Genomic DNA, 26,287 nt, shown 5'->3' with positions numbered 1-26,287 from the left:
CGGCCATCACGCCAGCCTCCCTCTGTTTTGCTTTTGCAGCAAAGCTAACATCCTTTCGTGCTCACGCGTGTCCCGGTGATTTTGTGCAGAGGTAGTGACATGCGCCTCACTTGTTCTCTAGGTTGGCTTTTCTGCAAAGCCAAGTCGACGCTTGGCCTGGAAGGAGACGCGGATGCGTATCAGAGGGGTCTCCCGTTCGGTGGCCGCACTCGGCCTGGCCGTCCTGCTGGCCGCCTGCTCGTCCGGCACCGGAGAGAGCGGCGGCACCGCCACGCAGGCGGCCGAGACGGGGCCGGTCACGCTGCAGTTCTGGTGCTGGGGCGCCGGGAAGAAGGAGAAGGTCGCGGCCTTCAACAAGGCCCACCCGGACATCCAGGTGCGGCACACCGACGCCGGCGGCGGCATGGACACGGCCACCAAACTCCTCACGGCCAGCCGGGCCGGCAACGCGCCCGACGCCGCCTGCCTGGAGTATCAGACGCTGCCCGCCATGATCGTGGCCGGGGCGCTGGCCGACATCTCCGCGCACACCGGCGGCATCAAGGACGCCTTCACACCCGAGGTGTGGTCGCTGACCAGCTTCGACGGCGCCGTCTACGGCGTGCCGCAGGACATCGGCCCGATGGTCATGGTCTACAACAAGAAGCGCTTCGACGAGCTGAAGATCGAGCCGCCGAAGACCTGGAAGGACTTCGCCACCGTCGCCGCCGAGGTACGCAAGAAGGACAAGGACGCCTACCTCGCCACCTTCGCCCCCGCCGAGTTCGGCAACTTCGCCGGCCTCGCCCAGCAGGCCGGCTCATCGTGGTGGAAGATCGACGGCGACACCTGGACGGTCGGCATCGCCGACGGCCCCTCCACCCAGGTCGCCGCCTTCTGGCAGGACCTCATCGACAAGGACCTCGTCAAGGCCCAGCCGCTGCTCACCCCCGAGTGGAACAACCAGCTCAACAAGGGCAACATCCTGAGCTGGCCGAGCGCCCTGTGGGCCCCCGGCGTGCTGTACGGCATCGCGGAGAAGCAGGCGGGCGACTGGGCGATCGCGCCGCTGCCGCAGTGGACCGAGGGCGACGACCGGGTGGCCTTCCAGGGCGGCAGCGCCATCGCCGTCAGCAAGAACTCCAAGCACCAGCAGGCCGCAGCCACGTTCGCCGCCTGGATGAACACCGACAAGACCGCGTACGACATCCAGATCACCGCCGGCGAGTACCCCGCGGCCATCGCGGGCCAGCAGGCGACCGCGCAGAGCGACCCGCCCGCGCTGGTAGCCGGGCAGAAGGACTACTGGGAGGTCGCCACCAAGGCCGCCCAGCGCACGATCCCGCACATCAGCTGGGGGCCGAACGTCAAGACCGCGGAGAGCGCCTTCCAGGACGCCGTGGCGGCCGCGGTCCGTGACAGGACGCCGCTGGTGGACGCGTTGAAGAAGACCCAGCAGGTGGTGGTGGACGACATGAAGTCCACGGGCTTCAAGGTCGCCGGCCCGTGAGCGCCCCGGTAAGGGCCAGGAGGAGCACGCGGGCGCCGTACGTGTTCGTCGCGCCCGCCGTGCTGCTGTTCGTGGCGTTCCTGGCGATCCCCATCGGCTACGCGCTCTACCTCAGCCTGCGCGGGCTGCGGCTGACCGGCGGCGGCATCTTCGGCACCCGCCAGGAGGTCTTCGTCGGCCTCGAGAACTACGGCACCACGCTGACCGACCCGGAGTTCTGGTCCGGGTTCGGGCGGCTCGCGCTCTACGGGCTGATCAGCGTGCCGCTGACGCTGGGGCTGGCACTGCTGTTCGCGCTGCTGCTCGACCACGCGGGCTCGCGGGCCCGCCGCTTCTCGCGTACGGCGATCTTCCTGCCGTACGCGATCCCCGGCGTGACCGCGTCGCTGCTGTGGGGCTTCATGTACCTGCCCTCGACCAGCCCGTTCAGCTACCTGACCGAGCGGCTCGGGCTGGGCGAGATCCCGTTCCTCGGCGCGGGCGGCATCTTCCCCTCGCTGGCCAACATCGCCATCTGGGGCGGCGTCGGCTTCAACATGATCATCATCTTCACGTCGCTGCGCGGCATCCCCGCCGAGCTGTCCGACGCCGCCCGCATCGACGGCGCGTCGGAGTGGCGCATCGCCTGGCACGTGAAGATCCCGCTGGTGGCGCCCGCGCTCGTGCTCACCGGCCTGTTCTCGCTCATCGGCACCCTCCAGGTGTACGGCGAGCCGACCACGCTCAAACCGATGACCACCGAGATCTCGCAGGGCTGGGTGCCGCTCATGCACATCTACACCAGCGCCTTCGTCCGCGACGACCTGCCGCTCGCCTCGGCCGCCTCGGTCATCCTGGCCGTCGGCACGCTCGCCGTCTCCGTCGTGCTGCTGAAGGTCACCCAGAAGCGCGCCTTCGGAGGCATGTCGTGAGCGCCGTCGCCACCCGCGCGTCAGGGAACCGGCGCGCGGCGAAGGCGGCGGGCGGGCCGCTGCCGCACCAGCGCGCGAAGATCCTGCCCACGATCGTGCTGCTCGTCGGCGCGTTCTACTGCCTGGTGCCGGTCGCCTGGGTGGTCGTGGCAGCCACGAAGTCCAGCGGTGAGCTGTTCTCCACCTTCACCTTCGCCCCCGGCACGGGCCTGCTGGACAACCTGCGCGAGCTGTTCACCTACGGCGACGGCCGCTTCGTCACCTGGGCGGGCAACAGCGCCCTGTACGCCGGGGCCGGCTCGGCCGCCTCGACGCTCATCTCCGCGCTCGCCGGCTACGGCATGGCCAAGTACGACTTCCGCGGCCGGAACGTGCTCTTCTACGCCATCCTCGGCGGCGTGCTGGTGCCCGGCATGACGCTGGCCATCCCGCAGTATCTGCTCATGGCGCAGACCGGGCTGGTCGGCAGCTATTGGTCGGTGCTGCTGCCCGGCCTCATCTCGCCGTTCAGCATCTACCTGGCCCGCGTCTACGCCATCGCGTCGGTGCCGGACGCGACCCTGGAGGCCGCCAGGATCGACGGGGCCAGTGAATATCGCATCCTCGGCACGATCGGGCTGCCCATGATGCTGCCCGGCATGGTGACGATCTTCATGCTGCACTTCGTCAGCACGTGGAACAACTTCCTGCTGCCGTACATCATGCTCTCCGACGAGTCGAAGTTCCCGATCACCGTCGGCCTCTACACCCTGCTCGCCCAGGGCTCGTCCGAGCCCGCCCTGTACGGCATCGCCATCGTCGGCGCCGCCGTCTCCGTCATCCCGCTCATCGCGCTGCTGCTCTTCCTGCAGCGCTTCTGGCGGCTCGACCTGCTCAGCGGCGGGCTCAAGGGCTGACGGCGCCACACCATCCAGGAACGGAAAGCAACCGCATGCATCTCCACCATCTCCGAGCCGCCGGCGTGTCGGTGGTGCTCGAATGCCCGCCCGACGCGCTGCCGGCGATCCTGCACTGGGGGCCCGACCTGGGGCCGCTCGGCGCGGGCGCCCTGGAGCACCTGGCCGCCGAGCTGCGGCCACGCTCCGACCAGACCGTCGAGGTGCCGATCCGCACCGCGATCGTGCCGGAGGCGCGTACCGGATGGATGGGGATGCCCGGCCTGTCCGGCCACCACGACGGGGGCGGCGGCTGGTCGCCCGCCTTCACCGACGTGACGTGCGAGCAGCACGGGCAGCGCGTCGTCGCCGCCGCCACGGACCCGTACGCCAGGCTCGGCCTCACCGTCAGCGTCGAGCTGGACCCGTCAGGGCTGCTGCGCGCCCGCGCCGAGCTGCGCAACGGGCACGACCTGCCCTACACGCTCGACGCGCTCAACCTCGTCTTCCCCGTCCACGGCAACGCCGTCGAGCTGCTCGACCAGGCGGGCCGGTGGTCCAAGGAACGCGTGCCGCAGCGCCGCCCGCTCACCGTGGGCACCCACCTGCGGGAGAACCGGCGCGGGCGCACCGGCGCCGACGCCGCGACCGTGCTGTTCGCGGCCACCGCCGGGCTCGGGTTCCGGCGGGGCGAGGCGTGGGGCGTGCACGTCGGGCACAGCGGCAACCACCGCCACTACGCCGAGCGCACCGCCACCAGCCGCACCATGCTCGGCGGCGGCGAGCTGCTGCTGCCCGGCGAGGTCGTGCTGGCGGCGGGGGAGACGTACCGCACGCCGTGGGTGTACGCCACCTACGGGCGCGGCCTGGACGAGGCGGCCCACCGCTTCCACGAGCACCTGCGCGCCCGCCCCGCCCACCCCGTGCGCCCCCGCCCCGTGGTGCTCAACACGTGGGAGGCCGTCTACTTCGACCACGACCTCGACCGGCTGCTCGACCTCGCCGACCGGGCCGCGCGCGTCGGCGTCGAGCGGTTCGTGCTGGACGACGGCTGGTTCCTCGGCCGCCGTCACGACGGCGCGGGGCTCGGCGACTGGTACGTGGACCCCGCGGTCTGGCCCGGCGGGCTGCACCCGCTGGCCGAGCGGGTCAGGAAGCTCGGCATGGAGTTCGGCCTGTGGGTCGAGCCCGAGATGGTCAACCCCGACTCCGAGCTGGCCCGCGCGCACCCGGAGTGGATCATGAAGGCCGGCGACCGGTTGCCTCCGCCGGCCCGCCGCCAGCAGGTGCTCGACCTCACCGACGAGGCCGCGTACGCGTACGTCAAGGAGCGGCTGCTCGCCATCGTCGGCGAGTACGACCTCGACTTCCTCAAGTGGGACCACAACCGCGACCTCGTGGACCCCGGCTCCACCGCCCACGGCGGCCGGCCCGCCGCGCACGCCCAGACCGAGGCCGTCTACCGGCTGCTCGACGAGCTGCGCGCCGCTCATCCCCGGCTGGAGATCGAGGCGTGCTCGTCCGGCGGCGCCCGCGTGGACCTCGGCATCCTGCAGCACACCGACCGCGTCTGGGCCAGCGACTGCATCGACCCCGTCGAGCGGCAGGACATCCTGCGCTGGACCGCCCAGCTCCTGCCGCCCGAGCTGATCGGCAGCCACATCGGCGCCGAGCGCTCCCACACCACCGGCCGCCGCCACGAGCTGGGCTTCCGCGCCGCCACCGCGTTCTTCGGCCACTACGGCATCGAATGGGACCTCACCTCCCTGGCCGACGCCGAGCTCGACGACCTGGCCGGCTGGGTCGCCCTGCACAAGCGCCACCGCGAGCTGCTGCACACCGGCACGATGGTCCGCGTGGACGACACGCCCGAGAGCGTGCGCGCCCACGGCGTCGTCGCGCCCGACGCCTCTGAGGCCGTCTACGAGATCGCCGTGCTCGGCCGCCCTGCCACCTGGCCGCCCGGCCCCGTCCGGCTGCCCGGGCTCGACCCGGAGACCGTCTACCGCGTCCGCCCGCTCACTCCGGTCGCCTCCAGGGGCGCCGCGCCCGCGTGGGTGTCCGGCGAGCTGGAGCTGCCCGGCTCCGCCCTGGCCGCCGCGGGCGTCGCCGCACCGCCCCTGTTCCCCGAGCAGTCGGCGCTGCTGCACGTCGAAGCCGTGACGACGACCGCCTGACGGCCGTGTAGCGGAATTGTGGTGCCGATGTGGCGGCGGTTCCTAGGCTGGCGCACGCCATCCAGGACCTCGGGAAAGGACACCTCGACGACCCCACGCTGACGGCGTCCCCCCACCCCCTGAGGGCGACGCCACCTCCTGTGCTCTCTCTCAAGGCGCGGCTGGCCGCCCCCACCCCCTCCACGGCCGGCCGCGCCGGCCTCTTCCCCGGCGACCTGCCGTCGACCGGCCAGGCGGTGCCGGACTCGCCCTGGCCGTGGCCGTCGCGCCGGAAAAGCGCGGGCGCTTCGCAGCGGCGCCCGCGCTTCCTCCTTCCCGCTTCCTCCTTCCCGTTCGCCTCCCGGGATGCTGGGATGGGGACATGTCCCAAGCGCAGCTGTACGACACCATCGGAGCCGGCTACACCGTCACCCGGCGCACGGAGCCGTGCATCGCGGCCCAGATCGAGGCGGCGCTCGGCGACGCCAGGACCGTGCTGAACGTCGGCGCGGGCACCGGCTCCTACGAACCGGCCGGCCGCCACGTCCTCGCGGTCGAGCCGTCGGCGCTCATGCGCGCGCAGCGTGCCCCCGGCGCGGCCCCGTGCCTCATCGGCACCGCCGAGCACCTGCCCTTCGACGACGGCGCCTTCGACGCCGCGATGTCGGTGTCGTCCCTGCACCACTGGCCCGACCTCATCGCCGGGCTGCGCGAGCTGCGCAGGGTGGCGCGGCGCGTGGTGGTGTTCACCCACGACACCAGCCGCGCCGGGTGGCTCGACCGGTTCTGGCTCACCCGCGACTACCTGCCCGAGGTGGCCGATCTGCTGACCGGCCGCCCCTCGCTGCCCGAGCTGGTCGAGGCCATCGGCGCCAGGGTGGAGCCGGTGCCCGTCCCGTGGGACTGCGCCGACGGCTTTTTCGAGGCGTTCTGGCGGCGGCCCGAGGCGTACCTGGACGAGCGGGTGCGCCGCGGCATGTCCGTCTGGACCAAGGTCGGGCCGGACGCCGAGCGGCGGGCCGTGCACGACCTGCGCGCCGACCTCGGCTCGGGCCGCTGGGCCGAGCGCAACCGCGACCTCCTCGGCCTCGACGCGGCCGACCTCGGCCTGCGCCTGCTCATCGCCTGACCTTCCTTCTCAGCGGCCGGGCCGCCGCAGGTAGCGGCCCACCGGCGGGCCGACGATCTTGCCCGACTCCAGCACCCGGTGCCCCCGGACGAAGGTGTCGGTGACCTTGGCCGTCATGGGGAACCCCTCGAACGGCGTGTACTCCTGCGCAGACTCCGACTCCTGCGCCCGCACCGTCCAGGCGTGCTCGGGATCCACCAGGCACAGGTCCGCGTCGTAGCCGGGCGCGAGCGTGCCCTTGCCGCGCAGCCCGAACCGCCTGGCCGGGTTCCACGAGGTGAGCGCGGCGATCCTGCCGTAGGGCAGGCCACGGCGGCGGCCCTCGCTGATCAGGCCGGGCAGCAGGTACTCGGCGCCGCCGAACCCCGCCTTGGCCAGGAACACGTCGTCGCGCGGTTCCCCGAATTTCGCCTCGTCTCTGCAGCACGCGTGGTCGCTGACCACCCAGTCCACGGTGCCGCCGAGCACGTGCCCCCACAGCGCCTCGACGTCGGCGCGCGGCCTGATCGGCGGGTTCACCTTGCCGCCGATCCCGGCGGCGGTGGAGACGTCGGCCAGCAGGTGCCCGATCGTCACCTCGCGCCGGAAGTCGATCTCGGGGAACGTGGCGGCCATCCGCACGGCGGCGTCCATGGCCTTGTCGGACGACAGGTGCAGCAGGTTCACGGTGGCCAGGCCGGTCTCGTGCGCCAGGTACGCGGCCACGAACACCGCGAGCCCCTCGGAGTGCGGCGGCCGGGAGGCGCTGTAGGCGGCCAGCCCGCGCAGCTCGCCCGCCTTCTCCACCAGCCGGGTGTAGGCGGTCATGATCTCGGCCGTCTCGCAGTGCAGCGACAGCGAGATCTCCCCGGCCAGGTCGGGCCGCGCCCGCCGGAGCGCCTCCACACCGCGCATCACGAACTCGAAGTGGGCGTAGTCGTAGCGCTCGCCTTCAGGGAGCATGAGGAACGAGCGCTGGTCGTCGGAGCGGCCGTGCAGCCCGTGCCCGCCGTAGAACATGAAGATCTTGAACGACGGCACCCCGAACCGCTCGACCAGCTCGGGCAGCTCGGCGATGTGCGCGCCCGACATCGGCGCGAGGTGGAAGCCGTAGTCGACGTACGCCCTGCCCTCGGCCTGAGCCAGCACCTCGGGGAAGAACTCCGCGTACGGGCCGCCCCTGTTGAGGTAGTACTGCCCGGTCCGCATGTACGTCAGCGCGGTCGTCACCCCGCCCTGCGCGCTCGCCCTGCTCTCCGACGCGGCGTCGGCCGGCAGCGGGTTATAGATGCCCCAGTGCTGGTGGGCGTCCACGACGCCGGGAAAGGCCAGCCGGCCGCCCCCGTCGATCACCTCGGCGGCGCCGGACAGCCCGAGCCCCACCCGCTCGATGCGGCCGTCCGCCAGCGCGATGTCGGCTTCGACCGGGTCGTCCCGGTCCGGCGTGACGATCCTGACGTTCTTCAGCAGCAGGTCGGTCATGGCGGGGGAGCCCTCCTCAGGCGGGACGGCGGGCGTCGTGGTGCCAGGCCAGCACCTTGCGCTCCACCGTCAGGAACAGGGAGTTGAACGCGAAGCCGAGCACGCCGAGCAGCAGCACGGCCGCCCAGATGGCGGGCATGTCGGCGTTGCCCGAGGCCAGGTTGAGCAGGTAGCCGATGCCTTCCGTGCTGGCCTTCAGCTCGGAGATGACCATGAGGATGAGCGCCAGCGAGACGCTCAGCCGCAGCCCCGCGAAGATCTGCGGCGCCGCCGCCGGCAGGATGACCCGCCACAGCCGCAGGTGGGCGGGCAGGCCGAAGACCACCGCCGTGTCGATCTTGAGCGGGTCCACGTGGCGGGCGCCGTCGATGGCGTTGAGCAGGATCGGCCAGACGATGCCGAAGACGATGGTGGCGACCTGCACCTGCGGGCCGATCGGGAACAACACCAGGAAGACGGGCAGCATCACCGGCGGCGGCACCGCCCGCCCGAACGCGATGAGCGGCTCCAGGCAGTCGGCCAGCCAGGCGATCCTGCCGATCGCCACCCCCAGCCCGACCCCGGCCGCCACCGCGATGGCCCACGACCCGATCACCCTGACCAGGCTGGGCAGGAAGTGGCCGGCCGCCTCGTCGGTGAGCACGTAAGGACCCGAGAACCACATCTCGTACGCCCGCGACACCACCAGCACGGGACCGGGCAGGTACGGCGTGGCCAGCCAGGCCGCCAGCGCCTGCCATCCGGCCAGTACGACGGGCACCAGCCAGAGCCGCTTGACCAGGGTGACGATCATGCCTGCCGCCACCTGAACAGCCGCCGCTCGGCCCTGGCCAGCAGCGCGTTGGCGGCAAGACCGATCGCGCCCGACCAGATCAGCACCGCGATGACGTCGATCAGCGCGTCCATGCCGATGCCGGTGCTCGCCTGGATGAGGAAGCCGCCGATGCCGGTCGAGCCGCCCACGACGTACTCCACGCTGATGGCCAGGATGAGCGCGACCGAGGCGGCCAGCCTGACCCCGGTGGCCACGAACGGGGCCGCGCTGGGCAGCAGCACCCACACCACCACCGCGCCGCGGCCGAACCCGAACGACCGCAGCGTGTCCTTGGCCAGCGGGTCGGCGTCGCGCACGCCGTACAGGGTGTTGATGAGGATCGGCCAGGACGCGGCGAACGCCACCAGCGCGATCTCGGCGTTCAGCTCCGGCTGGATGAAGAACAGCGCCAGCGGGATCAGCGCCACCGACGGGATGGGCCGCAGGAACTCCACGAACACCCGCGTCATCTCCTCCAGCGCCGGCACCGTCCCCAGCAGCAGCCCGACGGGGACGGCGATCAGCACCGCGAGCGGCAACCCGAGCGCCGCCGCGGTGAGCGTGCCGCCGAGCCCGGCGAGGAACTCGGGGTCGGCGGCCAGCTCCGCCGTCCTGCCCAGCGTGCCTGCGGCCGGCGGCAGCCAGCTCACCAGGCCGGACATGCCGAGCGCCTGCCAGGCGAGCAGGAAGGCCGCCACGCCCGCCACGTTGCGGGCGTACCTGGCGCGGGCACCGCGGCCCGCGGCAGGCGCCACCGTCATCCCTTGGGCGCCGCGTAGATCATGGAGCTGACGTCCATCTTCTGCTTGAGCAGCCCCGCCTCCAGCATCAGGTCCGCCACCCGCTGGATGTTGCGCGCGTCCAGCGTGGTCGGGTAGGCGCCCAGGTTGATCGTCGCGGCCGTCTCGGCCGGGATCTTCGTGTACGTCGGCAGGATCGCCGTCACCGCGCCCTTGTCCGTGGCCGCGATCTGCTGGGCCTTGGCCATGGCGCGCTGGAAGGCGGCCAGCGTCTCGGGGTTGTCCTTGGCCCACTTCCCGGTGGCGGCCCAGCCGGTGATCGGCAGGTTGGCGGTCGGGCCCGACATGGTGTCGAGCAGCATGGTCGCGCCCAGCTGCCGTTCGGCCTGGCTGAGGTACGGGTCGGTCATCCAGACCGCGTCCACGCTGCCCTTGTCGAGCGCGGACAGCCACTCCGTCGTCGGGATCACCACGTACTGGACGTCCTCAGGGGCGAGGCCGGCCTGCTTCAGATGCGGGCTCATGGTGAGCGTGCCGAGCCCGCCGATCACGTTGACCCCGATCTTCTTGCCCTTGAGGTCGGCGACCTGCTTGATGGGGGAGTCCTTGGCCACCATGACGCCGAACGCGCCGGGCGCGCCCTGGTAGGAGTCGGCGATGTAGACGAACTTCTCGGTGCCCTGCTCCTGGATGGTCAGGATGGTGGCGTAGCTACCGAGGACGACGTCCATCTGGCCGTTGGACAGTTTCGGGAGCACCGCCTGCGGCGCCTGGATGGGCTCCTGCTTGACGTCGAGGCCCTCTTCCTTGAAGAAGCCGCGCTCCATGGCGATGAACAGCGGCGCGGAGTCCGCGCCCGGATATTGCCCGACCAGCAGGCTGGTCTTCTTCTGCGGCGGGTCGCCCTCGTCGCCCGAGCCGCCGCCGCACGCGGTCAGGGCGAGTGCCAAGGCCACGCATGCCAACACATGTAATGCCGTACCACCTGGTCTCATGGCCTGACTCCTTGAGGCAAGGGAAAGTGACCGAGCTCGTGGTGACGCTGAGCCAAGAGTAGGCACGATCGGCGACCCCCGGTGTAACGATCATGTTCCATCGGGGGCCGCCGGGTCAGGTGACCTTGCGGCGGTAGGTGGCCATGGCGAGGACGTAGACGACGACGAGCAGGCCGGCGCACCAGGCGACGGCGGTCCAGACGTCGGCGGCGGCCGGGTGCCCGGCGAACAGGCCGCGGATGGCGTTGACGATGGCCGTCACCGGCTGGTGCTCGGCGAAGGCGCGCAGCGGGCCCGGCATCGTGGCGGTGGGCACGAAGGCCGAGCTGACGAACGGCAGGAAGAGGAGCGGGTAGGAGAACGCGCTGGCCCCGTCGGCGCTCTTGGCGGTGAGCCCGGGGATGACCGCGAGCCAGGTCAGCGCGAGCGTGAACAGCACGAGCAGCCCGGCCACGGCGAGCCAGGCGAGCACCCCGGCCGGCGAGCGGAAGCCCATCAGGAGGGCGACGACCACGACCAGCGCGAGCGAGATGAGGTTCGCGACCAGCGAGGTCAGCACGTGCGCCCACAACACCGACGAGCGGGCCACCGGCATCGACTGGAAACGTTCGAAGATGCCGCTCTGCATGTCGAGGAAGAGCCGGAACGCGGTGTAGGCGATGCCGGAGGCGACCGTGATGAGCAGGATGCCGGGCAGCAAGTAGTCGACGTAGGCGACCTGGCCAGTGTCGATCGCGCCGCCGAAGACGTACACGAACAGCAGCATCATCGCGATCGGCATGATCGTCGTGGTGATGACGGTGTCGGGGCTGCGGGAGATGTGCCGCAGCGAGCGGCCCAGCATGACGGTGGTGTCGGAGAGGAAGTGGCGGGTCATCTCGCGTCCTTGGAGTCGGCGCCGACGAGGGTGAGGAAGACGTCTTCGAGGGTCGGCTGCTTCTCGACGTACTCGACCTCGGCGGGCGGGAGCAGCCGCTTGAGCCCGTCGAGGGTGTCGTTCACGAGGATCCGGCCCTCGTGCAGGATGGCGATGCGGTCGGCGAGCTGCTCGGCCTCGTCCAGATACTGCGTGGTGAGCAGCACCGTCGTGCCGCGGCCGGCCAGCTCCTTGACCGCCCGCCACACCTCGATGCGGGCCTGCGGGTCGAGCCCGGTGGTGGGCTCGTCGAGGAAGATGACCGGCGGATCGCCGATCAGGCTCATCGCGATGTCGAGCCGCCGGCGCATGCCGCCGGAGTAGGTGCCCACCCGGCGGCCGCCCGCCTCGGTGAGCGAGAACCGGTCGAGCAGGTCGTCGGCGATGGCCTCTGGCCCGTCGAGGTGGCGCAGCCTGGCGACCATCACGAGGTTCTCCCGCCCGGTGAGTATCTCGTCCACGGCGGCGAACTGGCCGGTGAGGCTGATCGAGGCGCGCACGTCGGCGGCCCGGGTGACGACGTCGAAGCCGTTGACGGCGGCGCCGCCGGCGTCGGGCTTGAGCAGCGTGGCCAGGATCCGCACGATCGTGGTCTTGCCGGCGCCGTTCGAGCCGAGGAGGGCGAAGATGCTGCCGCGCGCCACCTCGAAGTCCACGCCGCGCAGCACGTGCAGCTCCTTGTACGCCTTCTTCAGGCCGCGCACGCTGATGGCCGGCCCCTGGTGAGCTGTCATGTCAGGTCCCTTCTGCGTCGGGCCTGTCGTCCGCGACGCGGTCGATGGAGGTGGTCAGCCGGGTGCGCTCGCGGCCCAGCCACTGGCCCTCGGGGTAGTTGCGCAGGAACGTCTCGGCGAACTCGACGGGGTCGTCCCCGACGATCTCGCGCACCGACGTCCCGCTCGCCGCGCTCTGCTCGAAGAGGTCGGCGAGGTCCTCCAGCATCGCCAGCAGGCTCTCGCCGGTGCCGGGTCCGAAGTAGATCATGTAGCGCTGCAGCGCCTCGACGGCCGTGCGGTGGCTCGCGGGCAGCCGTTCGACGCGCGCCTTGTAGTCGCGGTAGCGCTTCTTGTGCTCGAGCGGGCCGGTGAGCACTTCCACGTACCGTCGCAGGCCCTTGCTGGGCTCGCCTTGCGTGGTCATGATGGGTGGCCTCCTTCGCGGAGCTGTTCGAGACGTTCGGCGAGGAAGCTCCAGGTCCTCCAGAACTCGTCCAGGTGGTCGCGTCCCCGCGCGTTGAGGGAGTAGACCTTGCGTGGCGGGCCCTTCTCCGACGGCACCTTCTCCACGTCCACGAGGTCGCGCTGCTCGATCCTGACCAGCAGCGCGTAGACGGTGCCCTCGGCGATGTCGGAGAAGCCCTGCTCGCGCAGCCACGCGGTGATCTCGTAGCCGTACGCGGAACGGCCGGACAGGATCGCGAGCACGATGCCCTCGAGCGTGCCTTTCAGCATCTCCGTCGCCTGCCTGCTCATGGACCTCCTTCAGCTACTTAGCAGTGTTAGGTACTGGTACATAGTAACGCTGAATACCGGCGGCGGCGCAAGTCCCGGCACAACGAAAACGGGCCCGTCCTTCAGGACGGGCCCGTCGGCAGCGGTGGATCAGGAGAGCTTCTCCAGGTCGCTGCGGGTCAGCTTGATGGTGTTCTCCGGCAGCGGCGCCGGGTTCTTCGACGCGTCCAGCGGATACTTCGCCTGGACGGGGTTGAGCAGCGCGGCGGGGGAGTCGGGGTAGGTCTCCAGGAACAGCACGTAGCCGGTGTCACGCTGCAGCGCGGTCGTGCTCTCCTCCTTGTACGTCACCCCGTCGACGACGCCGCCGAGCTCCTTGACCTCGATGGACTGCCCCACCTTGGCCTCACCCTTGTGGACCTGCAGCACCTGGGCGGTGTAGACGGTGATGACGGTCGCCGGGACCTCGGGCTCGTCGCCGTTCAGCTTGGCGGGAGCGCCCGCCTCCGGGTTGAGCCGCGGATCCGTCGTGGTCGGGTCGGGTGCGGCCACCTCCTGCAGGTAGCGCGGCTCCCCGACGATGCGTGCCTCGACCACCAGGTTCGCCCGGTCGAAGAGCGCGTCGGCGCTTTCGTACTGGGGGTAGTCGGCACGGTAGAGCACGGCCTCCTCGTGCATGGAGCACGCGGACACGAACAGCGCAGTCAGGATGAGCGCGCCGAGACGCCGGAGCATATGGCGGCCTCCTTTAGTAATAGGCGTTGACGTCGGAGACATCATGTGCCTGCGGCTTGGTCATCGTGTTGCGGTTGCGGCCATGGTTCATGATGGACGTCGTGGAGTTGTGCGCCAGGTTCAGCGCGTGCCCCAGTTCGTGGACGAAGACGCTGGTGACGAAGTTCGCCCAATTGGACGCGTCTCTGTTGATGGTCCTCGAATTGAGCTTGACGTACATGCACATGCCGCCGCAGCGTGTGTAGTAGCCGTACCACGTGTTGCTGTACGACTTCACCGTCAGGGTCGATCCCGAATTACTGCTCTTGTAGAAGTTGGCCGGGCTCGACGTGGCGTTCCAGTTGCTCAAGGCCCTGTTCAGCGGCGTCTGCCAGGTGCTGTTGTAGCTGTACGGATAAATGTGGATGCTGGCGATGTCCTGGCCGGTGCCGTTCCAGTGCGCGAGTGCCGGAGTGGCGCTCGCGGCCATTGCCAGAACGAGGGCGGCCGCCACCGCGGTGCCCCGTCGTGTGATACGACCTAACGCTCCCGAAGGCATGTTGAATGGTCACCCCTTGGGTGTCGGAGGAGCCGCGCCTGAATTCCGGTGATGCGTCGGAAAAGGGTTTCCACGGGCCCGTGAATATGTGCGGAAAAAAACTGACCGAGGCGCGTTGATCGGAGTATGCAAGTGGGGTGATCTTGTGTCAAGAGGTGAACTCCCGCGCCGCTCGCCGAGCCGAGGGGCGCGGGGGCCGGCCCGCCGGAGCCGTCCCCGGCGGGAGGTGCGGCGACGGCATGACGGTGAAAATTTTCAGTGGAGTCAGGGTGGGTGAAAAAATCTGTGAGCAGAAGGAGCAAAACTCTGGACCTACGGCTTGCCCCAGGTGACGATGCGATCACCATCGTGATCGTCTCCTCACACCCGGCGAGACCCGCGAGGGTCTCGCACCTCCGCACGGTCCGCCGGGCACCGCACACTCGCCCGGCGGCCGTCACGTAGCCCTGGAGAGCTCTCATGGATCTGCCGGACGAGTTATCCCTGCCCGCCTCCCGATGGAACGGCCTGCGCCAGAGACCACCGGACACCCCGGAGAACGCGGACCCGTCGTGGAACAGGTTCGCGACCGCGGAAGCCAAGCCCCCCTCGCGCTGGCCTCGCAGGCTGGCCCCCCTCCTCACCGTCGTCCTGCTGGTGGACATGGCCTACGCCGTGCCCGCCGAGGCGGCGCCCCGCACGGCGCCCGCCGTCCAGCGGGAGCAGCCCGTGACCGGCGGCAAGGTCCCGATCAAGGCCCCGCTGCCCGACCCCGCCGCCAAGCAGGCGTGGAAGGCGGCTCCGGCCGTCAGCTGGCCCAAGCCGCAGAAGGCGGAGCTGGGCGGCACCACAACCGGCACCACAGCCAGCACCACAAGCGGCGACACAAGCGGCGACACAAGCGGCGACACGGCTAGGACCACCGCGGGCGGCTTCCCCGTGCGGCTGGCCCCCAGCACCGACAAGTCCGCGAAGGCCGCGCAGGCGGCGGACACGGCCCCGATCACCGTCGAGCTGCTCGACACCGACCTGCTCGGCCTGGCCATGCGCGTCACCCCAGGCCAGGGCGTCACGGCCAAGGCGGCGCAGAAGACCCGCGTGGAGGTCGACTACTCCGGCTTCCGCCACGCCTTCGGCGGCGACTACGGCTCCCGGCTGCGCATGGTGAAGCTGGAGGAGTGCGCGCTCACCGGCGCCGACGGCTGCGCCGCGCCGCAGCCCGTCAAGAGCGAGAACAACGCGACGGCCGGCACGGTCACCGCGGAGGTCGAGACCAACGCCCTGTACGCGCTGACCGCGGCGCCGTCGGGACCCTCCGGCGACCACGCCGCGACCTCCCTGTCGGCGGCCTCCGACTGGAGCGTCGGCACCCAGTCGGGCGACTTCAGCTGGAGCTACGACCTGCGGCTGCCGCCCTCGCTGGGCGGCGAGGAGCCGGAGATCTCGCTCGGCTACTCCTCGCAGAGCGTGGACGGGCGTACGGTCTCCACCAACAACCAGACGTCCTGGGCCGGTGAGGGCTTCGAGCTCAACCCCGGCGGCTTCATCGAGCGCCGCTACAAGTCCTGCATGCTCGACGGCAAGAAGACCGGCGACCTGTGCTGGGACCAGGAGAACGCCATCCTGTCGCTCGGCGACTCGTCGGTCGAGCTGGTCAAGGACGCCACCACCAAGCAGTGGCGGCCCAAGCGCGACGACGGCACCAGGATCGAGCTGCTCACCGGCGCCACCAACGGCGACAACAACGGCGAGTACTGGCGGGTCACCACGCCCGACGGCACCCAGTACACCTTCGGCATGAACCGGCTGCCCGGCTGGGCCAGCGGCAAGCCGGAGACCAAGTCGGTGCAGACCGTGCCGGTGTTCGGCAACAACAGCGGCGAGCCCTGCAACAGCGGCACCCCGGCCAACGCCTGGTGCCAGCAGGGCTACCGGTGGAACCTCGACTACGAGGTGGACACGCACGGCAACGCCACCACGTACTGGTACGAGCGGGAGACCAACTACTACGGCCGCAACATGAAGCCGGAGCAGGGCACCCAGTACGTGCGCGGCGCGTACCTCACCCGCATCGACTACGGCTACCTGGGCACCGAGCTGTTCACCAAGCAGCCGGCCGCCCGCGTGGTGTTCGAGGTGGCCGAGCGCTGCCTGCCGAGCGGCTCGGTGACCTGCGCGCCCGACCAGCTCAAGAAGGAGACCGCGAGCCACTGGCCGGACGTGCCGTTCGACCAGATCTGCGACAGCGGGGTGAAGTGCACCGACCGCCTGGCGCCGACGTTCTTCACCCGCAAGCGGCTGGCCAAGGTCACCACGCAGGTGCGCAACGCCGCCGGCCAGTTCACCCCGGTGGACTCGTGGGCGCTGACGCACCAGTTCCCCGCCTCGGGCGACGGCATGAGCCCGGCGCTGTGGCTGGCCTCGATCCGGCAGACCGGCCACGTGGGCGGCACGATCACGTTGCCGCCGGTGACGTTCACCGGCGTGCAGCTGCCCAACAGGGTCGACTCGGACGAGGGCAGGGCGCCGCTGGTCAAGTGGCGGGTCCAGGCCATCAACAACGAGTACGGCGGCGAGCTGCGCATCAACTACTCGGCCGCCGACTGCAAGCCGGGCGACGTGCCCACGGCCGACAAGAACACCAGGCGCTGCTTCCCGCAGCGCTGGGCCCCGCCGGACGAGGCCGAGGTCACCGACTGGTTCCACAAGTACCTGGTGACCCAGACCGTCGAGGTGGACCGGGTGGCCGGCTCGCCGAGCGTCGTCACCGACTACGAGTACCTCGGCGGTGCCGCCTGGCACTACGCCGACAACATCCTGGTCAAGCCCGCGCACCGCACGTGGGCCGACTACCGCGGCTACGGCCGGGTCCGCGTCCGCCAGGGCGACGGGCAGGACGGCAAGCGCACGCTGACGGAGTTCCGCTACTTCCGCGGCATGCACGGCGACAAGCTGGCCGACGGCTCCAAGCGCAGCGTCCAGGTGGAGGACTCCGAGGGCGTCAAGAAGGACGACCTCGACCAGCTCGCCGGGTTCGAGCGGGAGGAGATCCTCTTCGACGGTGACGGCGGCGCGCTGCTGACCGCGACCGTCCAGGACGCCTGGTCGGCCAAGACGGCCGAGTCCACGCAGGGTGGCGTCACCAAGGCCGCGCACGTGGTGCAGCCCGAGTCCATGGTCACCCGCACCGCGCTGGCGGGCGACAAGTGGCGGCGGACCGGCGAGGACCGCACGTACGACACCAAGGGCCTGCTGCTGCAGGTCGAGGAGAAGGGCGATCTGGCCACCGCGGACGACGACCAGTGCATCCGCTACACCTACGCCCGCAACGACTCGAGCTGGATGCTCGACTTCCCGAGCCGGGTGCAGAAGGTCGCGACGACCTGCGGCACCGGCACGGCCAAGCTGGCCGCCGAGGAGATCCTGTCCGACGAGAAGATCCAGTACGACGGCCAGTCGCACGGCCAGGCCCCGACCAAGGGCGACGTCACCGCGGTGCAGGAGCTGGTCTCGCCCGACGGGCAGACGATCACCGGCACCGCGCGGACGTACGACGCCTACGGCCGTGAGCTCACCGAGACCGACCCGGTCGGCACCAAGTCCGTCACCGCCTACAGCCCGGCCTCCGGCGCCCTGCCGACGGAGACCACCGAGACCAACCAGCTCGGCCACACCGAGCGCACCCTGCTCGAACCCGCCTGGGGCGAGCCGACCGCCGAGATCGACGCCGCGGGCAAGCGCGTGGACATGGAGTACGACGCGCTCGGCCGGCTGACCAAGGTCTGGCAGCCGGACCGCAGCAAGGCCGCGGGCCAGTCGCCCAGCACCGAGTACGCCTACCTGGTGCGCAACGACGGCCCCAGCGTCGTCACCACCAGGACGCTCAACGCCGACGGCACCTACACGACCAGCCACGAGCTGTTCGACGGCCTGATGCGCGAGCGCCAGACCCAGGAGCCGGCGCCCGTCGACGAGACGGCGCAGGACCCGGCGCTGCGCAACGGGCGCACGATCACCGACACCCTCTACAACTCCCAGGGCGAGGAGTACAAGGCCAACACCGGCTACTTCGCCACCGGCACGCCGTCCACCGACCTGTTCGGGGTGGCCGACGCCGCCGTCCCCACCCAGGTCGTCTCGGTGTACGACGGCACGGGCGAGGTCAACGCCGAGGTCTTCAAGTCCAAGGGAGCCGAGAAGTACCGCGTCTCGGTCAAGGAGGAGGGCGACCGGCTGCACATCACGCCGCTGCCCGGCGACACCGCCACCACCAGGATCGGCGACGCGCACGACCGGCTCGTCGAGCTGCGCCAGTACAAGGGCTCGACCCCGACCGGCGAGTACGAGGCCACCAAGTACACCTACGACCGCGCCGGCCGGCTGGCGACGGTGACCGACCCGGCGGGCAACGTCTGGCGGCACCACTACGACCTGCGCGGCCGCGAGATCAGGACGGAGGACCCCGACAAGGGCGTCACGACCACCACGTACAACGACGCCGACGAGGTCGTCACCACCACCGACGCCCGCGGCAGGACCCTCTGGTACGGCTACGACGCGCTCGGCCGCAAGACGCAGCTGCGCGAGGGCTCGGCCACCGGCACGCTGCTGGCCGAGTGGAAGTACGACGGGCTGGCCAAGGGCCACATGCACGCGGCCATCAGGTACGTGGACGGCCAGGCGTACACCGCCGAGATCAACGCGATCGACGCCGACTACCGCACGCTCCGCCAGACCGTGACCATCCCGGCACGGGAGGGCAAGCTCGCGGGTTCCTACCAGCTCAACACCCGCTACACGGCCGACGACCAGGTCCAGTCGATCAGCTTCCCGGCGGGCGGCGGCCTGGCCGAGGAGTCGGTCGTCTACAGCTACGACGGGCTCAGCCAGCCGGTCAAGGTCAGCGGCCTGTCGGCGTACGTGAGCGCGGCCCGCTACAGCAAGCTCGGCGAGACCCTGCAGTACGAGCTGGGCGAGGGCAGCAAGAAGACCTGGCTGACCTACACCCACGACGAGGCCACCCGCAGGCTCACGAGCATGCGGCTGGACCGGGCCGGCGCGCCCGCCAGCGACCTCGACCTGTCCTACACCTACGACGCGGCCGGCAACATCTCCAAGATCGCCGACCGGGCCGCCCAGGACACGCAGTGCTTCACCCACGACCATCTGCGCCGCCTCACCTCGGCGTGGACGGCCACCGACGACTGCGCGAGCGGCGCCCCGCAGTCGGGCAGGATCGGCGGCGTGGCCCCGTACGCGGTCAGCTACGCCTACGACGTCACCGGCAACAGGACGAAGGAGACCAAGCACGCCTGGGGCGGCGCGGCCGAGCAGGTGCGCACCTACACCTACCCGGCGGCCGGCGGCAAGCAGCCGCACGCGCTGCAGAGCGCCGGCGCCGACCTGTTCACCTACGACGCCGCCGGCAACACCACCAGGCGCAAGGTCGGCACCGCCGACCAGAGCCTGGTCTGGGACGCCGAAGGCAACCTGGAGTCGGTGACCGAGGGCGGCAGGACGACATCGTTCATCTACGACGCCGACGGCGACCGGCTGCTGCGCAAGACGGCCACCGACGCCACCCTCTTCATCGACGACATGGAGCTGCGGCTCGACTACGCCAAGAACACCGTCGAGCAGACCAGGTACTACACCATCGGCGGCGAGGCCATCGCGGTCCGCACGCCGGACAACCAGGTCTACTTCATGGCCAACGACCACCAGGGCACCGCGCAGGCCATGGTGAACGCCGGCACCGGGGACGTGGCGATCCGCCGGCAGACCCCGTTCGGTGAGGATCGCGGGTCACCACCGCCGTGGTGGCCGGGACAGCGCGGCTTCGTCGGCGGCACCAAGGACGCCACGACCGGGCTCGTGCACCTCGGAGCCCGCGAGTACGACCCGGCCAACGGCCGCTTCCTCTCGGTGGACCCGATCATCGACGAGGGAGAGCCGCAGCAGCTCAACGCCTACGCCTACGCCAACAACAGCCCCGTCTCGATGAGCGACCCCGACGGCCAGCTCGTCTGGTTCGTGGTCGGCATCGCGGCGCGGATCGCGGCGCGGGCCATCGCCAGGAAGCTGGCGCAGGCCGCGGCGCGGCGGGCGGCAGCGGCGGCGGCCAGGCGGGCGGCGCTCGCCGCGGCCCGGCGCAGGGCCGCGGCCCTGGCCAGGAAGCGTGCCCTGGAGGCGGCCAAGCGGCGGGCCGCGGAAGCCGCCAGGAAACGGGCGGCGGCCGAGGCCAGGAAGAGGGCCGCTGAGGCCGCCAAGAAGCGGGCGGCGGCCATAGCAAGGAAGAAGGCGGCGCTGGCCAGGCAGCGGGCGGCCGCGGCGGCGGCCCGGCGACGGGCGGCGGCAGCGGCACGGCGGGCCGCGGCGGCCCGGCGGCGCGCGGCCGCCGCACGCAGGGCGGTCACCCGGCGGGCCAGCAAGCCCAAGGCCACGGTCCGGCACCGTCCCGCCACCCGGCCCACCAGCCGCAAGGCCGTGCAGCGGCAGTCGCCGCCCAAGGCCCAGCGGTCGCCGACGAGCTCGTCCCAGCCGCGCGGGCTGAGCGAGGCGCAGAAGCGCTCGATCGACGAGCAGCTCGGCCGGGTGCGGCCCACCGGTTCGCACACCAGGGCGACGCCCAGGGAGGCCGACGGCATCGCCGACCAGGGCACCGGCTGGAGCCCTGCGTCGAAGGCGTACCAGTCGGACACCCCGCGCCCGGGCTCGAAGTGGTGGACGGTGGTTTATCGCCTGTGGCAGGTCTTCCGGCCGCCGGCGACGCCCTCCTAGAGAAAGGACACGACAGAGCCCCCGCTCCGGCCGGACACCCGTTCGGGGCGGGGGCTTCCCGCGTCCCGGTTCCGCCCCCGACGCCCGTTCGAGGCGGGGGCTTCCCGCCGTCCGGTTCCGGCCGCAGGCCCGGCCGGGCGTTTCCCTGGTTCGGGCTCCTCAGCCGGCCGGGGCGCGGTGGTGCAGGGCGAGCAGCATCGCCACGAGCAGCACGACCAGGAGCGCCAGCTCCGCCAGCCCCGCCCACAGGCCGGCCAGGGCGGCGGCCGGCGCGGCGACCGCGACCACGCCCTTGACGCGCGCCCAGGGCAGCCGGAGCATCCGCCGGAACCAGAAGTCGCCCGCCAGGTAGAGGGTGACGCCCATGGCCAGGACGATCGCCGCCGACGGCTTGAGCGGATCGACGGGGTGCCCGATGACCTTCTTGATGCCGCCCGACACCGCCACCACGCCGAGCAGCATCGGGATGTGCCCGTAGAAGTAGGCGCCGAGGATCATCCTGGTCCGCCGTACCGGCTCGGTCGTGGCCAGCGTGTGCTCGGCGGCCCGCTCGTCCTCGCCGGCGAAGTACGCCCACCACAGGCACGCCGCCAGGCACAGGGCGAGCACTCCCGCGACGCCGAGACCCAGGTTGACCGGCAGGTCCTTGGCGCCGATGCCGAGCGCCAGCATCGACTCGCCGAGCACCACGATGACCAGCAGTCCGTGCCGCTCGACCACGTGCGCGGCGCGCAGCGCGAAGCCCTGCTGGCCGATGAAGTACGGGCTGCCCCACAGCAGGACGAGCGCGGCGATCCACGGCAGGTAGGAGTAGGGCGTCTCGAGGAACCCGGCGACGCCGATGAGCGCGGTCGCGGCCAGGTTGAACGGCACCACCCGCACGATCGCCCGGGTGGCCTGCGCGTACAGGGCGCTGTGCACCAGGATCAGCAGCAGGTAGCCGACGGCGAAAGCGACCCCGCCGCCGGCGAACGTGCTCGGGATGGCCAGCGCCATGATGAGGAAGCCGGCCATGCCGAGCAGGACCAGGATCCGGCGGGCCGGCCGTACCGGTGGCACGGAGTTGAGCAGCCAGACGTACCCCGCGTACATCCACCACATCACGCCGAAGACGAGCAGCACCTGCAGCGCGCTCTCCCCGATGCCCACGGCCGGATGCCCGGGCGGCGGCGTCTCCATGCCGGCCACCAGCAGCGCGGTGAGCTGCGTGATGGTGAAGACGAAGACCAGGTCGAAGAAGAGCTCCAGGGTGGAGACGCGTAAGTCGGGCTCGGGAGCGGCGGCGGGCCGCTCGGCGAACCAGCTGGGCAGTCGCATGGGGGCCTTTCGATGTATGTCAGGGCTGGTACGGCGGGGCGACGCCCCATCCCCAGCGGGGCACCGGCGCCTCGGCCGGCGGGGTCGCGCCGGGCTGCGAGTTCTGGACCGCGATGCGGGTGCCCCACTCGATGTAGCCGGCGAAGGCGGCACGGAACTCCGGGTCGCCGGGCAGCCCGACCTCCTCGGCGGCGTCCATGAGCAGCGACACCCACCGCCGGCGCTGCTCCTCGCTCAGGCGCCGGTTGAGGTGGTGGGCCAGCATGCGGGGGTAGCCGCCCAGCTCGCGGGTGTAGCGGTCGGGACCGCCGAAGACCTCCGACAGCCAGATCGCCACGTGCCGGGGATGGTCGGGGCTCATGCCCGCGAACAGGGGCCCGATCAGGTCGTCGGCGAGCACGTGGCCGTAGAAGACCTCGGTGAGCCGCTCGAACGCCGCCGCGCCGCCCGCCCACTCGTAGAGCGTCGGCTCGGTCTTGGTGATGAGCTGCTCGTAGTGCCGCATCTCCTCGATCGCGGAGACGTACGGCTTGATCTCGGCGAAGAACGCGGCGAAGTGGTCGCTGTTCCTGAAGCCGTTCAGGTGGTCCTCGGCCGAGGTCCACTCGATGCGCAGGACGTAGCAGGCGGGCTCGTCCACGCAGCGCGACAGCTCGTAGCCGAGGCACTGGGGCGCCTCGCCGAGCGGGACGACGGCACGGCGGTAGGCCGCCTCGAACTCCCTGGCCGCTTCCGGAGGGACGCGGTAACGGATGTACTCGACGATCACAAGGTCCTCCGCTGTGTAATCAAGTAATCTAAATGCTCAGGCATCGTAAGAGACAAAGAGGGTTTTGTCTCCTTGATTACGTCCGCGGCGAGATCACCTTGACGGGCGTGACCGTTTGCCCGCTTACTGGTGACCCGGAGTTCGATCCAGGGGAGGTCATGGCGGGAGCGACGTTCGGCATCCTCGGTCCCGTCCACGCGTGCCGGGCGGACGGGCGGGACGTCGCGCTCAAGGGCAAGGAGTGCGCGCTGCTGACCGCGCTGCTCCTCAACGCCAACGTGCCGGTCTCGCGCAGGCGGCTGATCGACGCGCTGTGGGAGACGCCGCCCGCCTCCGCGGTGCCCAACCTGCAGACGCACGTCGCGCGCATCCGCAAGACGTTCGGCACCGACATCAGCCTGTCCACGGTGGGTCCCGGATATCTGCTGGAGGTCGCTCCCGAGGAGCTCGACCTGCTCGTCTTCGAGCAGGAGACGCGGCGGGCGCGGGCCGAGGCGGAGCAGGGCGACCTGGCCGCCGCGGTGCGCCGGTTCGAGCGGGCGCTCGAGGTGTGGCGGGGCCGGCCGGCCGAGGGCGTGCAACTGCACGACTGGGCGCTGTCGCGGGTGGCGGAGCTGGACGAGCGGCTCGACGAGACGCGGCTCGACCGGGCGGAGGCGATGCTCGGCACCGGCCTGCACACCGAGGTGATCGGCGAGCTGCGGCCGTTCCTCGCCGAGCAGCCGCTGAGCGAGCGCGCCTGGCGGCTGCTCATGCTCGGCTACGCGCGGGCCGGGCAGCGGCACCGGGCGCTGGAGGCGTACCGGCAGGCGCGCGAGCGGCTGGTCGGCGAGCTGGGCATCGAGCCGGGCGAGGAGCTGCGTCGGCTGCACGCCGTCATTCTGGACGACGCCCTGCCGGCGGCCGGCCCCGAGCAGCGCAGGCCGGTCTGCCAGCTCCCGCCAGGCCACGCCGACTTCGTCGGCCGGCACGCCGAGGCGGCCGCGGTGACGGCCGCCCTGCTGTCGGCGCGCGACGACTCCTCCGCGCTGCCGGTCAGCGCCATCTCGGGGCCGGGAGGCGTGGGCAAGACCACGCTGGCCGTGCACGTCGCGCACCGGCTGCGGGGCGAGTTCCCCGACGGCCAGCTCTACATCGACCTGCGCGGCTGCGAGCGGCACCCGCTCGACCCCGCCGAGGCGCTGGCCAGGTTCCTGCGCGCGCTCGGCATGGACAGCTCGGCGCTGCCCGCCGACCTCGACCAGCGCGCCGAGCTCTACCGCGAGCGGATCGCCGACTCGCGCCACCTCGTGGTGCTCGACAACGCGGCCGGCGAGGCCCAGCTGCGCCCGCTGATGCCGGGCACGCGCGGCTGCGCCGTCCTGATCACCAGCAGGCACCGGCTGGCCACGCTGCCCGCCGCGCAGCGCGTCGATCTCGGCGTGCTGCCCGTCGCGGACGCGGTCGAGCTGCTCGGCAACATCATCGGCGCCGACAAGACAGCGGAGGCGCCCGACGAGGCCCGCGACCTCGTACGCCTGTGCGGCGGGCTGCCCCTGGCCGTGCGCATCGCGGGCGCCAAGCTCGCCGCCCGGCCCTACTGGAGCCTCGGTCACCTGGTCTCGCGCATGAGCGACGTCCGCGGCCGGCTCAGCCAGCTCGCCCACGGCTCCGACGAGGTCAGGGCCAGCATCGGCGTCGGCTACCAGGGCCTGCCGCCGCAGGCGCAGCGCATGTTCTGCCGGCTCGGCCTGCTGGAGGCGCCCGACTTCCCCGTCTGGGCCGGGGCCGCGCTGCTCGACGTCTCCGAGGACGCCGCCGAGCAGCTGATCGAGCAGCTCGCCGACGTGCGGCTGCTCGAAGTGGCCGGCCAGGGCGCCGACGGGGCCGTCCGGTTCCGCTTCCACGACCTGACCAGGGCGTACGCGCGCGAACGCGCCGAGGCGGAGGAGGACGAGCACGAGCGGGCGGCGGCGCTGCGCCGCGTGTTCAGCGGCTGGCTGGCCCTGACCCGCCACGCGCACGTCCGGCTGTGCGGCGGCGACTACCGGGTCGTGCACGGCGGCGGCATCGTCTGGCGGCCGGACACCCCCGGACACCTCGTACGCGACCCGCTCGCCTGGATCGAGGCCGAGCGGGCCAACGTCGTCGCCGGCGTCCGCCAGTGCGCCGCCCTCGGCTTCGGCGAGCTGTGCTGGGACTGGGCCACCAGCGCCATGAGCCTGTTCGAGACCCGCGGCCTGCGCGACGAGTGGCTCGCCACCCACGAGACCGCCCTGCACGCCGCCCGCCTGTCGGACGACGTCCGCGGCCAGGCCGCCATGCTGCACGGCCTGGCCCGCCTGCTCTTCGCCCAGGACGACCTGACCGGCTGCGCGGCCGCCCTGGAGGAGGCCCTGGCCCTGTTCGAGAAGGCCGACGACCGGTACGGGCACGCGCTGGCCCTGGTCACCCTGGCCGAGCTGGCCCGCCTCCAGGGCCGCAACGCCGACGCGCTGGCCCACTACGAGGCGGCGGCCGACGGTCTCGCGCAGGCCGGCGACCGCAGCACGGAGATCACCGTCGTGCGCGGCATCGGCCGCATCCACTTCAACCAGAACCGGCTGGAGCTGGCCGAGCCGTTCATCCGGCGGGCGATCGGGCTGGCCGACGACACCGGCGACGTGCGCTCGCGCGAGTTCACCAGGATCGTGCTGGGGGAGATCGAGCTGGCCCGCGGCGATCTGGCCGCCGCCGAGGGCAGCTTCCGCCAGGCGCTCGACGGTCTGGACGCGCTCGGTTTCCCGAGCGGCATCGCGTACGCGGCGCTGGGCCTGGCCGAGGCCAGGCTGGCACGGGACGACGTGGCGGGCGCCGAGCGGCTGCTGCTGCGCAGCCTCGCGATCTACCGCGACACCGACGACCACGTGGGCCAGGCCCGCGTGCTGTTCACCACGGCGCAGCTGTGGCGAAGGCAGGGCCGTACGAACGAGGCCGCCGCCACGCTGCGCGAGGTCATCGGCATCTGCCAGGCGATCCCCGCGCCGCGCCGGCAAGGGCTGGCGCTGCGCGCGCTGGGCGACGTGCACCGCGACACCGGGGACCTGGCCGCCGCCGTGGACGCGTGGCGGGCGGCGCTGCAGATTTTACGCGCGACGGGTGCGCCGGAGGCCGACGAGGTGGCCGCTCTGCTGGAGTCGTACGGCGCTCAGCAGCAGTGATGGGGAAGTGCCGGGAAACCTCCGGCCAGTTTCACTGTATAGCAGATGAGCGC

19 protein-coding genes are annotated in these 26,287 nt (G+C 71.5%); 7 read left to right on the top strand and 12 right to left on the bottom strand.

Translation table 11 applies throughout. The features are described from left to right. The first annotated feature begins 172 nt into the window (after positions 1 to 172). The 5 genes from AB0K12_RS28155 (at position 173) to AB0K12_RS28135 (ending at position 6,560) form a co-directional block, all read left to right on the top strand. Positions 173 to 1,489 (top strand): sugar ABC transporter substrate-binding protein, encoded by a 1,317-nt coding sequence (locus tag AB0K12_RS28155; protein WP_364567387.1) that lies wholly within the window; start codon positions 173 to 175, stop codon positions 1,487 to 1,489. Then, on the top strand, positions 1,486 to 2,400 hold the full coding sequence (locus AB0K12_RS28150; RefSeq protein ID WP_364567385.1) for a sugar ABC transporter permease: 915 nt from the start codon (positions 1,486 to 1,488) through the stop codon (positions 2,398 to 2,400). Before AB0K12_RS28155 ends, AB0K12_RS28150 begins: the two co-directional genes overlap by 4 nt. Then, complete coding sequence (locus AB0K12_RS28145; protein WP_364567383.1) at positions 2,397 to 3,296, top strand: carbohydrate ABC transporter permease; 900 nt, start codon at positions 2,397 to 2,399, stop codon at positions 3,294 to 3,296. The genes AB0K12_RS28150 and AB0K12_RS28145 overlap by 4 nt, the downstream gene beginning before the upstream one ends. Positions 3,297 to 3,331: 35 nt before the next feature. Further along, a complete protein-coding gene (locus AB0K12_RS28140) occupies positions 3,332 to 5,452 on the top strand; it encodes an alpha-galactosidase (protein WP_364567381.1) in 2,121 nt (706 codons plus the stop codon). 361 nt (positions 5,453 to 5,813) lie between these two features. Beyond that, entirely contained in the window at positions 5,814 to 6,560 is a 747-nt protein-coding gene (locus tag AB0K12_RS28135) for a class I SAM-dependent methyltransferase (RefSeq protein WP_364567378.1), read from the top strand. 9 nt (positions 6,561 to 6,569) lie between these two features. Here the strand turns inward: AB0K12_RS28135 and AB0K12_RS28130 are convergent, their stop codons facing one another. The 10 genes from AB0K12_RS28130 to AB0K12_RS28085 all read right to left on the bottom strand — a co-directional run bounded on the left by AB0K12_RS28130 (position 6,570) and on the right by AB0K12_RS28085 (position 14,165). Then, positions 6,570 to 8,021, bottom strand: coding sequence for a dihydroorotase family protein (locus tag AB0K12_RS28130; protein ID WP_364567375.1), 1,452 nt, complete (start codon positions 8,019 to 8,021; stop codon positions 6,570 to 6,572). A 16-nt stretch (positions 8,022 to 8,037) separates the two neighbouring features. Next, entirely contained in the window at positions 8,038 to 8,814 is a 777-nt protein-coding gene (locus AB0K12_RS28125) for an ABC transporter permease (RefSeq protein ID WP_364383979.1), read from the bottom strand. Next, entirely contained in the window at positions 8,811 to 9,590 is a 780-nt protein-coding gene (locus tag AB0K12_RS28120; RefSeq protein WP_364567371.1) for an ABC transporter permease subunit, read from the bottom strand. The genes AB0K12_RS28125 and AB0K12_RS28120 overlap by 4 nt, the downstream gene beginning before the upstream one ends. Before the next feature lie 2 nt (positions 9,591 to 9,592). Beyond that, a complete protein-coding gene (locus tag AB0K12_RS28115; protein ID WP_364567369.1) occupies positions 9,593 to 10,531 on the bottom strand; it encodes an ABC transporter substrate-binding protein in 939 nt (312 codons plus the stop codon). A gap of 154 nt (positions 10,532 to 10,685) precedes the next feature. Continuing rightward, positions 10,686 to 11,447 carry an ABC transporter permease gene (locus tag AB0K12_RS28110; RefSeq protein ID WP_364567366.1) on the bottom strand — a complete coding sequence of 254 codons (762 nt, stop codon included), beginning with the start codon at positions 11,445 to 11,447 and terminating at the stop codon, positions 10,686 to 10,688. Beyond that, positions 11,444 to 12,220, bottom strand: coding sequence for an ATP-binding cassette domain-containing protein (locus AB0K12_RS28105; RefSeq protein ID WP_364567364.1), 777 nt, complete (start codon positions 12,218 to 12,220; stop codon positions 11,444 to 11,446). Before AB0K12_RS28105 ends, AB0K12_RS28110 begins: the two co-directional genes overlap by 4 nt. 1 nt (position 12,221) lies before the next feature. Further along, the gene (locus tag AB0K12_RS28100) at positions 12,222 to 12,626 is read right to left on the bottom strand and encodes a DUF1048 domain-containing protein (RefSeq protein WP_364567361.1); all 405 of its coding nucleotides are present in this window, start codon (positions 12,624 to 12,626) and stop codon (positions 12,222 to 12,224) included. Further along, the gene (locus AB0K12_RS28095) at positions 12,623 to 12,958 is read right to left on the bottom strand and encodes a PadR family transcriptional regulator (protein WP_364567358.1); all 336 of its coding nucleotides are present in this window, start codon (positions 12,956 to 12,958) and stop codon (positions 12,623 to 12,625) included. The genes AB0K12_RS28100 and AB0K12_RS28095 overlap by 4 nt, the downstream gene beginning before the upstream one ends. A gap of 129 nt (positions 12,959 to 13,087) precedes the next feature. Beyond that, positions 13,088 to 13,672, bottom strand: coding sequence for a hypothetical protein (locus AB0K12_RS28090; protein ID WP_364567355.1), 585 nt, complete (start codon positions 13,670 to 13,672; stop codon positions 13,088 to 13,090). A 13-nt stretch (positions 13,673 to 13,685) separates the two neighbouring features. Continuing rightward, positions 13,686 to 14,165, bottom strand: a complete 480-nt coding sequence (locus tag AB0K12_RS28085; protein WP_355426817.1) for a matrixin family metalloprotease — start codon at positions 14,163 to 14,165, stop codon at positions 13,686 to 13,688. Positions 14,166 to 14,669: 504 nt separating this feature from the next. On the opposite strand from AB0K12_RS28085, the gene AB0K12_RS28080 reads away from it, so the two are divergent. Then, complete coding sequence (locus AB0K12_RS28080; RefSeq protein ID WP_364567352.1) at positions 14,670 to 20,969, top strand: RHS repeat-associated core domain-containing protein; 6,300 nt, start codon at positions 14,670 to 14,672, stop codon at positions 20,967 to 20,969. 159 nt (positions 20,970 to 21,128) lie between these two features. Here AB0K12_RS28080 and AB0K12_RS28075 read toward each other — a convergent pair whose 3' ends face one another. Next, on the bottom strand, positions 21,129 to 22,286 hold the full coding sequence (locus AB0K12_RS28075; protein ID WP_364567349.1) for a low temperature requirement protein A: 1,158 nt from the start codon (positions 22,284 to 22,286) through the stop codon (positions 21,129 to 21,131). A 19-nt stretch (positions 22,287 to 22,305) separates the two neighbouring features. After that, on the bottom strand, positions 22,306 to 23,055 hold the full coding sequence (locus AB0K12_RS28070; protein WP_364567346.1) for an antibiotic biosynthesis monooxygenase: 750 nt from the start codon (positions 23,053 to 23,055) through the stop codon (positions 22,306 to 22,308). Between the two features lie 158 nt (positions 23,056 to 23,213). On the opposite strand from AB0K12_RS28070, the gene AB0K12_RS28065 reads away from it, so the two are divergent. Further along, positions 23,214 to 26,234: a BTAD domain-containing putative transcriptional regulator gene (locus AB0K12_RS28065; RefSeq protein WP_364567343.1), complete on the top strand. Its 3,021-nt coding sequence runs from the start codon at positions 23,214 to 23,216 to the stop codon at positions 26,232 to 26,234. Positions 26,235 to 26,287 lie beyond the last annotated feature (53 nt).

This window comes from Nonomuraea sp. NPDC049419 (genome assembly GCF_040676995.1).
Classification (GTDB): domain Bacteria; phylum Actinomycetota; class Actinomycetes; order Streptosporangiales; family Streptosporangiaceae; genus Nonomuraea; species Nonomuraea salmonea.
This window is presented reverse-complemented; position numbering and strand designations above follow the sequence as displayed.

Coding starts and splice junctions, on each gene's coding strand:
- AB0K12_RS28090 (WP_364567355.1), bottom strand. CDS start 13,672: ATGCTCCGGCGTCTCGGCGCGCTCATCCTGACTGCGCTGTTCGTGTCC.
- AB0K12_RS28140 (WP_364567381.1), top strand. CDS start 3,332: ATGCATCTCCACCATCTCCGAGCCGCCGGCGTGTCGGTGGTGCTCGAA.
- AB0K12_RS28080 (WP_364567352.1), top strand. CDS start 14,670: ATGGATCTGCCGGACGAGTTATCCCTGCCCGCCTCCCGATGGAACGGC.
- AB0K12_RS28125 (WP_364383979.1), bottom strand. CDS start 8,814: ATGATCGTCACCCTGGTCAAGCGGCTCTGGCTGGTGCCCGTCGTACTG.
- AB0K12_RS28095 (WP_364567358.1), bottom strand. CDS start 12,958: ATGAGCAGGCAGGCGACGGAGATGCTGAAAGGCACGCTCGAGGGCATC.
- AB0K12_RS28100 (WP_364567361.1), bottom strand. CDS start 12,626: ATGACCACGCAAGGCGAGCCCAGCAAGGGCCTGCGACGGTACGTGGAA.
- AB0K12_RS28155 (WP_364567387.1), top strand. CDS start 173: ATGCGTATCAGAGGGGTCTCCCGTTCGGTGGCCGCACTCGGCCTGGCC.
- AB0K12_RS28130 (WP_364567375.1), bottom strand. CDS start 8,021: ATGACCGACCTGCTGCTGAAGAACGTCAGGATCGTCACGCCGGACCGG.
- AB0K12_RS28135 (WP_364567378.1), top strand. CDS start 5,814: ATGTCCCAAGCGCAGCTGTACGACACCATCGGAGCCGGCTACACCGTC.
- AB0K12_RS28105 (WP_364567364.1), bottom strand. CDS start 12,220: ATGACAGCTCACCAGGGGCCGGCCATCAGCGTGCGCGGCCTGAAGAAG.
- AB0K12_RS28065 (WP_364567343.1), top strand. CDS start 23,214: ATGGCGGGAGCGACGTTCGGCATCCTCGGTCCCGTCCACGCGTGCCGG.
- AB0K12_RS28110 (WP_364567366.1), bottom strand. CDS start 11,447: ATGACCCGCCACTTCCTCTCCGACACCACCGTCATGCTGGGCCGCTCG.
- AB0K12_RS28075 (WP_364567349.1), bottom strand. CDS start 22,286: ATGCGACTGCCCAGCTGGTTCGCCGAGCGGCCCGCCGCCGCTCCCGAG.